This window comes from Kineococcus sp. AC630, assembly GCF_979255925.1.
Genome location: NZ_CEEDMJ010000002.1, coordinates 339,354 through 351,374, shown reverse-complemented (window position 1 = coordinate 351,374; position 12,021 = coordinate 339,354). Strand labels below are relative to the sequence as shown.

At 72.1% G+C, this 12,021-nt stretch carries 9 protein-coding genes; 7 read left to right on the top strand and 2 right to left on the bottom strand.

Annotation, left to right across the window (positions count from 1 at the left end):
• Nucleotides 1-527, bottom strand: a 527-nt coding sequence (locus tag AC0I8G_RS03615) for an alcohol dehydrogenase catalytic domain-containing protein (RefSeq protein ID WP_471728696.1), incomplete at its 3' end; no start/stop codon positions are given.
• 105 nt (nt 528-632) lie between these two features.
• On the opposite strand from AC0I8G_RS03615, the gene AC0I8G_RS03610 reads away from it, so the two are divergent.
• The 6 genes from AC0I8G_RS03610 to AC0I8G_RS03585 all read left to right on the top strand — a co-directional run bounded on the left by AC0I8G_RS03610 (nt 633) and on the right by AC0I8G_RS03585 (nt 10,024).
• Entirely contained in the window at nt 633-2,105 is a 1,473-nt protein-coding gene (locus tag AC0I8G_RS03610) for a DUF1800 domain-containing protein (RefSeq protein WP_380259401.1), read from the top strand.
• Nucleotides 2,106-2,119: 14 nt separating this feature from the next.
• Nucleotides 2,120-3,397 carry a DUF1501 domain-containing protein gene (locus AC0I8G_RS03605; protein ID WP_471728695.1) on the top strand — a complete coding sequence of 426 codons (1,278 nt, stop codon included), beginning with the start codon at nt 2,120-2,122 and terminating at the stop codon, nt 3,395-3,397.
• 384 nt (nt 3,398-3,781) lie between these two features.
• Nucleotides 3,782-5,728 (top strand): N-acetylmuramoyl-L-alanine amidase, encoded by a 1,947-nt coding sequence (locus AC0I8G_RS03600; RefSeq protein ID WP_471728694.1) that lies wholly within the window; start codon nt 3,782-3,784, stop codon nt 5,726-5,728.
• 1 nt (nt 5,729) lies between these two features.
• Entirely contained in the window at nt 5,730-6,953 is a 1,224-nt protein-coding gene (locus AC0I8G_RS03595; RefSeq protein WP_471728693.1) for an LGFP repeat-containing protein, read from the top strand.
• A gap of 25 nt (nt 6,954-6,978) precedes the next feature.
• Complete coding sequence (locus AC0I8G_RS03590; RefSeq protein WP_471728692.1) at nt 6,979-8,982, top strand: SpoIID/LytB domain-containing protein; 2,004 nt, start codon at nt 6,979-6,981, stop codon at nt 8,980-8,982.
• Between the two features lie 214 nt (nt 8,983-9,196).
• Nucleotides 9,197-10,024, top strand: coding sequence for a DUF559 domain-containing protein (locus tag AC0I8G_RS03585; RefSeq protein WP_471728691.1), 828 nt, complete (start codon nt 9,197-9,199; stop codon nt 10,022-10,024).
• Here AC0I8G_RS03585 and AC0I8G_RS03580 read toward each other — a convergent pair.
• The gene (locus AC0I8G_RS03580) at nt 9,997-10,599 is read right to left on the bottom strand and encodes a phosphotransferase (protein ID WP_471728690.1); all 603 of its coding nucleotides are present in this window, start codon (nt 10,597-10,599) and stop codon (nt 9,997-9,999) included. The genes AC0I8G_RS03585 and AC0I8G_RS03580 overlap by 28 nt on opposite strands.
• Nucleotides 10,600-10,847: 248 nt before the next feature.
• Between AC0I8G_RS03580 and AC0I8G_RS03575 the strand changes: the two genes are divergently transcribed.
• Nucleotides 10,848-11,978: a low temperature requirement protein A gene (locus AC0I8G_RS03575; protein WP_471728713.1), complete on the top strand. Its 1,131-nt coding sequence runs from the start codon at nt 10,848-10,850 to the stop codon at nt 11,976-11,978.
• Nucleotides 11,979-12,021: the final 43 nt, after the last annotated feature.

The following is a 12,021-nucleotide window of genomic DNA, read 5'->3' as shown; positions in this document are numbered from 1 at the left end:
ACCCGGTCCCCCGCCCCCACCCCGAAGCGGCGCAACGGTTCGAAGACCGTCACCCCGGCGCACATCAGCGGGGCCGCGCCGGCGGGGTCCATCCCGGCGGGCAGGGCGTAGGCGAACCCTTCGCGCACGACGTACTCCCCCGCGTACGCACCCGACGTGGTGGAGCCGTCGACGCGGTCCCTCCCGCCGTAGGTCAAGGTCGGGAACTCGGCGCAGAACTGCTCGTCGCCGGCGCGACAGGAGGCGCACGTCCCGCAGGAGTCGACGATGTTGCCGACCGCGACCGTGTCGCCGACGGCGAAGCGGGTGACCTCCGACCCCACCTCGCTCACCACGCCCACGAACTCGTGCCCCGGGACGAGCAAGCCGCTGCTCGCGTCCTGCACCGCGTGCAGGTCGGTGTGGCAGACGCCGCACCACGTGACCCGCACCGCGAGGTCGTCCGGGCGCAGGTCCCGCCGTTCGATGGTCGAGGGCTGCAAGGTCCCGCCCGGCGCGAGCAGCGCCAGGCCTGTCGTCGTCCGCATGCCGGGGACGCTAGGCGCTGGAGCGCACTCCACCGCAAGAGGCGTTCCCGGAGCCGGGCCACCCGGCCGGCTCAAGCTTCGGAGATCCCCTGCCGAACAGGTCGCGTGCCTTCCTCCGCCGCCACCGTCACCCGAGGCCGCCGACGCCCCGCGGCGTCGCCGTTCGCGCACGAGAGCGCCGCCGACCGGCTGCACCTGCTGCGCCGCGCCAGCTGGGGCCCCACCCCGGCATCCCTGGCCGAGGTCGCGAGGCTCGGCACCGCGGCCTGGCTGGACCGCCAGCTCAGCCCCGGCGCGGTCGACGACGCCGCGATGGACTCCTTCGCCGGCCGGATGAGCTTCTACTGGCGCAGCGCCCAGCAGCTCTACGCCGGCGGCTACGCGGCGACGGAGTGGAACGCGATGCTCGAGACGGGCCGCCTCACGCTGGCCCGCCAGATCTGGAGCAACCGGCAGCTGTTCGAGGTCGTCGTCGACGTCTTCAACAACGTCCTGCACGTCACCTGCCCGAGTTCCGACGCCTGGTACAGCCGGCAGGACTACGACCGCAACGTGGTCCGCCGGTTCGCGTTCGGGAGCTTCCCCGACATGCTGGTCGCCTCGGCCCGCCACCAGGCGATGCTGAACTACCTGGACAACGCGAGCTCGACCGCGGCGAAGCCGAACGAGAACTACGGCCGGGAACTGCTGGAACTGCACACCGTCGGCGTCGACGCCGGCTACACCGAGGCCGACGTCAAGAACTCCGCCCGGTTGCTGACCGGCCTGACGATCGCCGCGGACGGTTCTGCGGTCTACGACGCCGGTCGTCACGACGGTGGCGGCCGCACCGTCTTCGGCTTCGTCGTCCCGCCGCACGCCCCGGCGGACGGGAACGGCTGGATCGACGCCTACCTGCGCTGGCTGGCGGTCCACCCGGCCACCGCGCGCCGCCTCAGCACGAGGATCGCCACGCGGTTCGTCTCCGACAACCCCCCGGCGGCGCTGATCGACCGGATGGCCCAGACCTGGACCAGCACCGGTGGTCAGGTCGTCGCGGTGCTGCGCACGCTGTTCGACTCCGCCGAGTTCTGGTCCGCGGCGGGTCAGAAGGTCCGCACCCCGCAGGAGGACTACGTCGCGACCCTGCGGACCCTGGGCACCGGCATGGAGTCCAGCGGCACCGGCGGCATCACCAAGCTGTTCTGGCACGTGCTGGACCAGGGGCACGCGCCGATGGCCTGGGGCGCCCCGAACGGGTACCCCGACGTGGCCGCGGCCTGGATCTCCCCCAGCGGCACGCTCTCGCGCTGGAACCGGCACATGGACTTCGCCGCCGGCTGGTACCCGCCCGAGCTGCCCTTCGCCAAGGCGCCGGACCTGCTGGGCGACTTCCCCGGCACCTGGGGCGCGCTGGTCGACGCGCTGGGCGTCCGCCTCACGGGGAGCCCGTTGACCGCGGACGAGAAGGCGGCGCTGCTGATGTACGCGAACCGCCAGCCCGGAGCGCCGGTCTCGAGGAACGACCGGTGGGTCCAGGACAACCTGCGCTACGTCGTCGCGCTCACGCTCGACGGCCCGACGTTCACGATCCGCTGAGGAAGGACCCTGACGTGTCGAAGTTCGAGGACGCCGACCGCTGCGGCTGCGACGAGGGTTCGAAGCTCGTCTCCCGCCGGACCGTGCTGCGCGCGGCGCTGGCCGCGGCGGCCGTGGGTGCGACCACCTACACCGTGGGCGACGTCTCCACCCAGGTCTCCTTCGCCGGGTCCGGCTGGAACGGCGAGACCCTGGTCGTGCTGAGCCTGCACGGGGGTTTCGACGGGTTGTCGGCCGTCGTGCCCGGAGGCGACGCGGGGTACTACGCGGCCCGCCCGAACATCGCCGTCCCGCGTTCCACGCTACTCGGCCTGGACCAGACGTTCGGCCTGCACCCGGCGATGGCCCCGCTGATGCCGCTGTGGCGCAACGGGACCTTCGGGGTCGTGCACGCCGTCGGCCAGTCCGACCCGACGCGTTCGCACTTCGCCGCGATGGAGCAGATGGAACTCGCCGCCCCGGGTTCCTCGGTCCGCACCGGCTGGATCGACCGCACCCTCGGCTCGCTGGGCACGGGTTCGGTGCTGAACGTGGTCGGCATCTCGAACACCACCCCGCGCTCGTTCGCCGGGCCCGGCCAGGAGACGACGATGACGTCCCTGGAGGGTTTCAACCTCATCGGCCCGGGCGACGACCGGCCGACCTGGCACGCGGCGCTGCGGCGCATGCACACGGGCGCCCGCCCCGAGGTCGCGGCCCCCGCGGGCACCCTCATCACCGCGATGGAGGGGGTCGCCGCGCTCAAGAGCACCGCGAGCGGTCCGGCGAACGGGGCGAGCTACCCCGACACCGACCTCGGCAAGGCGCTCGCCCAGGCCGCCGTGCTCAAGAAGTCCGGCGCCCCGGTCCAGGTGATCGCCCTGGACTACGGCGACTGGGACATGCACGCCGGCCTCGGACGGGTCGACAGCGGGTGGATGAAGGAGAAGCTCACGGAGCTGTCCTCGTCGTTGGCGGCCTTCGCGACCGACCTCGGCGGTTCCTTCGCCTCCACCACCCTCGTGACGTTGTCGGAGTTCGGCCGCCGGGTCGGGGAGAACGCCTCGGGCGGTCTGGACCACGGTCACGGCAACGCCGTCCTGCTGCTCGGTGGCGGTGTCGTCGGCGGCAGGGTCCACGGCGTCTGGCCGGGCCTGGGGGCCGACCGGCTCGTCGACGGGGACCTCGCCGGGACGAGCGACTACCGCTCGATCATCGGCGAGGTGCTGCAGAAGCGGTGCGGGGCGGGTTCGCTCGCGACGATCTTCCCGGGGTTCTCGGGCACCCCTCTGGGGGTCGTCCGTCCGAAGTAGCCATCACTCTGCGTGACGTGCCCTGAGTCTGAGAAGGGGCTGGACGAGCCCTCCGAGCCCCCTGCGGGCCGGGGGGCTTCGTCGTTCCCGAACGACTCGAACCCTTGGTGAAGACCACATCTCGGCCCTCAGAACTGGGGCTGGACGGACGATTGTGACGTAGAGTGAGTGAGTGACCACAGAGGTGTTACGCAGTTGTGCACTCACGCACCTTGTACACCACTGGCATCGTCACCTACTTTGCGTGACGGATGACGCACAGGACAGCAGCGACACGCTCAAGGTCCGCCGTGGGTCAGCCGATGCCGGAGCCGAGCGTTCACCCGTGTGGGTGTGACCCACGGGGTGATCGTCGCCCCACGCCAGAAGGAGGAACGAGCCCAGATGCGGTCCGTCACCACCCCCCTGTCCCGTCGCGCCCTCCTCGCCGGAGGTGCCGCCGGCGCCGCCCTGCTGTGCGGGCAGACCTCCGCGAGCGCCCTGGCCCCCGCGGCCCTCCAGGTCGGTGGCTCGACCCGCGCCTACCCGCTCGGTGGCCGGCGCAGCGCCGGTCTGCTCTCCACCGGTGGGCTGACCGTCGTCTCCGTCGACGTCGACGGCGGCCACATGCTCGGCGTCACCTTCCCCTCCGGCGCCTCCACGGACACCGTCTCGCTGCGGGTGCGCAAGGCCGGCGGCGACTGGTCCGCCTGGAGCGACCTCCCCCTCAACGACTCCGAACCCGACCCGGACACCGCCGAGGGGCGACGCTCCGTGACGGCCTCGGACCCCACGTGGGTCGGCGCCCTCGGCGCCGGTGCGATCGTCCAGGTGCGCCTGCCCGCGACCGACGTCGCCGACGCCCACCTGCAGCTCGTCGACGCGGGTGAGAGCTCCGCGCTCTCCCGCAGCACCCTCGCCTCGGAGGTCAAGGCCAGCCCGAAGGCCGTCCCGCAGCCGAGGATCCGCTCCCGCGCGGACTGGGGCGCCGACGAGTCCCTGCGCAAGGGCGGCGCGAGCTACAGCGACACCATCAAGGCCTGCGTGGTGCACCACACCGCCGACGGCGGGACCTACAGCCTCGCCGAGGTCCCCTCGGTGATCCGCGGCATGTACCGCTACCACACGGTCTCCCTGGGCTGGGCCGACCTCGGGTACAACTTCGTCGTCGACCGCTTCGGTGGCATCTGGGAGGGTCGCGCCGGCGGGATCACCCAACCGGTCGTGGGCGCCCACGCCGGTGGTTTCAACGCCGACACCTTCGGCGTCTCGATGATGGGCGACTTCACCTCCGTCGCGCCGAGCGCCGAGTGCCTCGACTCCGTGGCGCAGGTCATCGCCTGGAAGCTGTCGATGTACGGCCTGCCCGCCGACGGGGTCACCTACCTCACCTCCGCCGGCGGCGGCACCGCGCGCTACTCCCCCGGCACGACCGTGAAGCTCCGGACGATCAACGCCCACCGCGACGTGGGTTTCACGGCCTGCCCCGGCAACGTCGGCTTCACCCGGATGGACGCCATCCGCGCCCGCGTCGCCCAGCTCATGGGTGCCGCCACCGGCACCGCGATCGACTCGAAGTACGCCGCCGTCGGCGGGGCCGCCGTGCTCGGCGCACCGACCACCCCGGAGAACGACACCCCCGGCGGGAGCGGTTCCTACCGCTTCTACACCGGCGGCGCGATCTACTGGAACAGGACCACCGGTGCGCACACGGTGCGCGGCGCGATCCTGGCGGCCTGGGGGAACCTCGGCTGGGAGAACGGGCTCGGGTTCCCGACGACCGACGACTCCAAGGCCAAGGGCGGTTCCTACAACCACTTCCAGAACGGATCGATCTACTGGTCCGCGGCCACCGGGGCGCACGACGTGCGCGGCGCGATCCGCAGCAAGTGGGCCGCGCTGGGCTGGGAGGGCGGCCCCGCCGGGTTCCCCGTGACGGGTGACTCGAGGGCCGCGGGCGGCTGGTTCACGCACTTCCAGGGCGGTTCCATCTACTACTCCGCGGCCACCGGAGCCCACTGGACCGCCGGGGACATCCGGGCCCGCTGGGCCGCCCTCGGCTGGGAACGCGGCATGGGTTTCCCCACGATCGACGACACCGCGACCCCGAACGGCAAGGGTTTCTACAACCACTTCCAGGGCGGCTCGATCTACTGGAGCCCCGCGACCGGCGCCCACGCCGTGCGCGGCGCGTTCCGCGAGACCTGGGCCGGTCTCGGCTGGGAGAACTCTTGGCTGGGTTTCCCGACCAAGGACGAGTACTCCGTCGACGGCGGGCTGCGGATGGACTTCGAGGGCGGAACCCTGACCTGGAACCGCTCCACCGGCAAGATCACCGCGAAGCAGAAGTGACGTGGGGCGTCGGCGGAACGTCGTGGCGGGGGTGCTCGCCGCGACGTTGACGTGCCTGCTGGCGCCGTCAGCGGTGTCGTCGGCGGCGGCGGCGCCCCGCACCCCCGCGGGGGTTCCCACCGACGTCGACGCGCTGCCCGCGCGCTACCAGGCGCCGATCTCCTGCGCCGCACCCCGTCCGGGAACCCTGGCGCTCGCGCAGCTGATCAGGGACACCTACGGGAAGCAGACCGTGGGCACCTCCCGGGACTGCCCGGCGAACGGCGTCCCGGTCTCCGAGCACTCCGACGGCCGCGCGCTGGACTGGACGCTGGACGCCGCGAACCCGGCGCAGGCGGCCCTCGCCCAGGAGTTCACCTCCTGGTTGCTGGCGCCGGACGAACAGGGGAACACCGCCGTCAACGCCCGCCGGCTCGGGGTCATGTACGTCATCTGGAACCGTTCGGTGTGGAAGGCGTACGACCCCGCCGCCGGGTGGCAGCCGTACACCGGTCCCGACCCGCACACGAGCCACGTCCACCTGTCGTTGACGTTCTCCGGCGCGGCCCGCGAGACCTCGTGGTGGAGCGGGACGGCCGACCCGCTGACGGGCCACTGGATCGCCCTCGGCGGGGACCGCTCCGTCCTCGGCGCCGACGTCGGCGGCCGGCGCACGACGTCCGCGACGGGCGTCCAGCGCCGCGACTACCGCTACGGCAGCGTCTACTCCTCCCCCACGACGCCGGTGCGCGAGGTGCACGGCGCCATCGCGGGCCGGTTCACCTCCCTCGGCGCCACGTCCGCGCTCGGTGCGCCGCTCACCGACGAACAGCGCACCCCGCAGCGCGCCGGGGCCTACAACCACTTCCAGGGCGGCTCGATCTACTGGTCCCCCGCGACGGGGGCCCACGAGGTCCGCGGGGCGGTCCGGGACCGCTGGGCCGCACTGGGGTGGGAGACCGGTCTCGGTTTCCCGACGACGGGCGACCAGCGGACGCCCACGAAACCGGGGACCTACACCCACTTCGAGGGCGGTTCCGTGTACTGGTCGCCGTCGACCGGTGCGCACGCCGTCCGCGGCGCGTTCCGCGACGCGTGGGCCGCCGCGGGCTGGGAGAACGGCCCGCTGGGTTTCCCGGTGGGCGAGGAGCACCCCCTTCCGGGGGGCTTGCGCCTGGACTTCCAGGGCGGTTACCTCGTGTGGGACGCCGTCCGCCGCAGCACCTCGATCTCGCTGAACCACTGAACCGCGCGAGTCCCCGGAGGACGACATGACACGCACCCCCCTCTCCCGCCTGGTCACCGGCCTCACCGGTGTCATCGCCGGAACCGCCCTGGCGCTCGCGGCCGGAACCCTCACCGCGGGCTCGGCGGCCGCCGACGAGGTGCGCCCCGCCAGCGGGGGTTCCTTCACGTTCGTGGGCCACGGGTTCGGCCACGGGATCGGCATGTCGCAGTGGGGGGCCCAGTCGCGCGCCGTCGCCGGCCAGGGCTACCGCACGATCCTCGACTTCTACTACCCGGGCACCGACGTCGCCTCGCGCGAGAACCGGACGCTGCGGGTCGGGTTGACCGCGTTCGCCAACGCCGCGGTCGCCGTCTACGCGCCCACGGGCCAGCCGTTGTCCGTCTCCGGTACCGCCCAGAAGGTCGCCCCCGGGCAGCGGCTGGTCGTCGCGCCGAGCGGCTCCGGGCTCTCCGGCACCGTCGACGGCGGCGGGAACCAGACGTGGGGCGGTTCCGTCACCATCAGCGGTCCCGACGGGGTGATGCTGCAGAAGGGTGACGGTTCCTTCGTCCGCTACGACGGGGTCATCCGCATCGTCACCGGTCCGACCCTGACCGTCGTCAACGACGTCCCGCTGGAGACCTACCTGCGCGGGGTCGTGCCCGCCGAGTCCCCCTCGTCCTGGAACGCCGAGGCGCTCAAGGCCCAGGCCGTGGCGGCCCGCAGCTACGCGCTGTCCGTGCTGAACGCGCAGGCGCAGACCGACATCTGCGACACGACCGCGTGCCAGGTGTACCGGGGTGCGGAGAGCCGGGACAGGAACGGGGCGCAGACCTGGACGACGCCGTCGTCGACGAACTCGGCGATCGCCGCGACCGCCGGTGAGATCCGCGCCTCCTCCGGTCAGGTCGCCTTCACCCAGTTCTCCTCCTCCAACGGAGGGTGGACGGTCGCGGGTTCCAAGCCGTACCTCGTCGCCAAGGAGGACCCGTTCTCCGCACCGGGCCGCACCGCCCCCGGGGACAGCGTGGCCGCCTGGACGAACACCGTGTCCGCCGCGGCCTTCAACGCCGGGTGCGCCCCGGGTGGCGCCGCGACGGGGATCGTCGTCAAGGCCCGCGACGGCCGCGGCGACTACGGCGGCCGCGTCACCGGCGCGACCCTCGTCTGCACCAACGGCAGCGTCGCGGTGACGGGGACGAAACTGCGTCAGCTGGGTGCCCTGCGGTCGGACTACTTCGCCATCGTCAGCGCGGTGCAGCTGCAGTACAACGCCCTCGGCGGCGCGGGCGGCACGATGGGTGGGGCCACCACCGGTGAACTCACCACCCCGAACGGCCAGGGCGCCTACCAGCACTACGCGGGCGGTTCGATCTACGCCTCCGCGTCGACCGGTGCGCACGAGGTCCGCGGCGCCATCCGCAGCAAGTGGGCCGCGATGGGCTGGGAGACCGGCCTCGGTTTCCCCACGACCGGTGACAGCCGGGTTCCCGGCGGGAACGCCTACTACACCCACTTCCAGGGCGGGTCGATCTACTGGTCCGCAGCCACCGGCGCGCAGGCCGTCCGCGGGGACATCCTCCGCCGGTGGGCCTCCCTCGGGTGGGAGACGGGCCTGGGCCTGCCGTTGAGCAGCGACGCGCCCACGCCGAACGGGGCGGGCTGGTTCACCCGGTTCCAGGGCGGGTCGATCTACTGGTCCCCCACGACCGGCGCCCACGAGGTCCGCGGCGCGATCCTGCAGAAGTACGGTCAGCTCGGCTGGGAGAACGGTCTGGGTTTCCCCACCGCCGGGGACGCCGCCCTGCCGAACGGACGGGGCTGGTTCACCTCCTTCCAGGGCGGGTCGATCTACTACTCCGCCGCGACCGGTGCGCACGCGGTGCGCGGGGCGATCCTCACCACCTGGGCCGCCCAGGGGTGGGAGAACGGTTCCCTGGGCATGCCCACGGCCGACGAGCAGTGGAACGGTTCCCGCGTCTCGCAGACCTTCCAGGGCGGAACCCTGACCTACGACTCGACGACCCGCGCAGTCGCCCGCAGCTGACGCTCACACGCTGTGGTGCTCCCCGTCGTCGCCCCGCTGGTGGTGGAGCACCACACGGTCGGCGAACAGAACTGCTAGCTCCATTCGACGACACGCCGTTGAACCGCCTGCGTCTCCCGGTGTGTCGTCGAATGGAGCTAGCAATCGTGTACGCCCCCTCGTTGTCCACAGGCTTCTGAGCAGCCGAGCCACCGTTCGGGCAACCTTTCCGGCCATGGACCCCCTCGAAGCCCTCCGCGAGTGCGGTGGCGCCGCACGGTTCGAACGGCTGCACCTCAGGACGTCCCGACGTGCCCTGCGAGCAGCCGTCGCCGTCGGCGAGGTCGTCCAGCCCAGCCGGGGCGTGTACGCGCTGCTGGACACCCACCCCGAACTCGTCGCGGCCGCCGTCCTCGGGGGTGTCCGCAGTTGCCACACCGCGGCGGCCGCCCTCGGGCTCGACCTCGTCGCCCCACCCTCACGGCCGCACATCACCAGTCCTCCCGGCTCACGCGGCACCTGGCCGGGGACGGTGGTGCACCGCAGGGAGGTCCGTGACCTCGACGGGTGCACCGATCCCCTGACCACCGTCCTGGACTGCCTGCGCTGCCTCCCAAGGCGTTTCGCACTCGTCCCCCTCGACCACGCCCTGCGGCGCGGCCTCGTCACGGTCGAGGAACTGGAGGACGCAGCCCGTCGGATGAACCGCAACGATCCCCGTCGTGGGCTGATCACCCTTGCCGACCCGGCGTGCGATTCGGCGCTGGAGAGCATCGCGCGTGTCGACCTCCTCGACGAGGGGTATCCGCTGCGAACCCAGCGTGTGCTGGAACCGGCCGGCCGGACCGACTTCGTCATCGACGGCTGGCTGGTCGTCGAGGTGGACGGTTTCACCTTCCACTCCGCACGCGAACGACGCAACGAGGACCTCCGTCGGGACGCCGAACTGCGACGACGGGGATTCGTCGTGCTGCGGTTCAGCTGGGACCAGGTCGTCCGGCAGCGCGGGTGGTGGCTCGCAGTGGTCCGCGACGTTCACACCGCCGGACGACCCGCCGCCTGAACGACCCACTCCGCCCGGTGGCCGAGGATCCACCCGACGTCCTCGCGGTAGCCGTCCCCGTGCCGCTCGTCGCGGTGCCGGTCGTAGGCAGGGTTCCCCCGGGAGACCTGGAGTTCGATGTTCGCGGCGAGCGCGGAGAGCCGGACGACGAGCAGATCGAGCAGGTGACCGACGTCGACCGAGCGCCCGTAGGCGTGCAAGAACGTCCGCAACCGGACGCCCTGGTCGGGCACCGGATCCCACCCGAAGGCCACCGTCGACCGCGGCGCCGACAGGGGCGCGAAGCGGTGGGCGGCGTAGCAGAGGTCCCAGACGCGGTTCGAGGGTCCCGCGAGGTCCCAGTCGACGAAAGCCACCACCTCGGAGCCGTCGAAGACGACGTTGTACGGTCCGAGGTCGTTGTGGCCGAAGCAGTCGACCTCGACGGGCAGGACTGTCCGGGCCTGCCACTCCCCCGCCAGGTCGAGACCCGACGTGGTGTCGTGCAGCGAGCGCAGGGTCCGGGCGACCGAGACGAGGGCGGCGTCCGACCGCTGGACCGCGCTCACCGGGTACGTCCCGGCCTGACCGGGCACGAACGTCAGGGTTTCGGTGGCTACGTCGACCGAGAGGAGCCGCGGGGCGGAGGGAAAACCCCGCTCGGCCAACGCACCCAGCAAGCGGTGAACTCCCGGACTCCACGGTCCGGTCGGCCGCACGACCGTGTCACCTCGCCGGACCGGCGCGGACAGGTATCCCCCTCGCAGCGCTTCCTCCACGGCCCGACGCTACCCGCTACCGTCGGCGCGTGACCGCGACGAGCGCCCGTGCCCGCCTGATCCCGATGCGGGCCCGCGACCCGGAGGAACCGGGACGCGTCGCGTCCTCGCTGGAACTGTTCTTCGACCTGGTGTTCGTGGTCGCCGTGAGCATCACGGCGGCCGAGTTCCACCACTCCCTCTCCGACGGCGACGTCGGGTACGCCCTCACGCACTACCTGTTGCTGTTCTTCGCCATCTGGTGGGCGTGGATGAACTTCACCTGGTTCGCCACGAGCTTCGCCACCGACGACTGGCTCTACCGCGTCCTCACGATCCTCCAGATGGCCGGCGTCCTCGTCCTCGCGGCCGGGGTGCAACCGGCGTTCGAGCACTCCGACTTCAGGATCCCGGTCACCGGGTACGTCGTCATGCGCGTCGCGATGATCGCGCAGTGGCTGCGAGCCTCCCGCAGCGCAGGGCCGCGTCGGCGGACGACGGTCGTGTACGCGCTGGGCATCGCCGTCGTGCAGGTGTTCTGGATCGCGTTCCTCGCCCTGCCGGAGGACCTCGCGGTCCCCGCGTTCGTCGTCCTGGCCCTGGCCGAGATCGCCGTCCCCGTCGTCGCCGAACGCCAGGGCCGGACACCGTGGCACACGCACCACATCACCGAGCGGTACGGCCTCTTCACCCTCATCCTGCTGGGCGAGAGCCTGCTCGGATCGGCGAACGCGGTCATCGAGGCCCTCCACGACGCCGAGGCGCTGCGACCGCTGATCTCCATCGCCGTCCTCACCCTCGTCGTGACGGCGGCGATGTGGTGGACCTACTTCTGGCCGCCGCACCACCGGGTGATCCGCGACCTCAGCAGTTCCCTCCGCTACGGCTACCTGCACTACTTCGTGTTCGCCGCCGCGGGCGCGTTCTCCGCCGGGATCGAGGTGGAGATCGAGCACCTCGCGGGGAAGGGCGAACTCGGCGACGTCGCCGCCTCGTTCACGGTGACCGTCCCCGTCGCGGTGTTCGTCCTCGGGATCTGGTTCCTCGCGATCCGGCAGAGCGCCGACCACCTCGTCAACACCGTCGTCCCGGTCGGTGCGCTGCTCGTGCTGCTCGACCCCGTGCTGCCCGTCCCCGTGACCCTGACGGCCGTGGTCATGGCGGTCGTCGTCGCGGTGCTGGTGATCCGTCCCCCGGTGGTGCCGGCGCACCGATGAGTCCTCGGGACCTCGTGAGTCCCAGCCGCATGAGAGTCACACG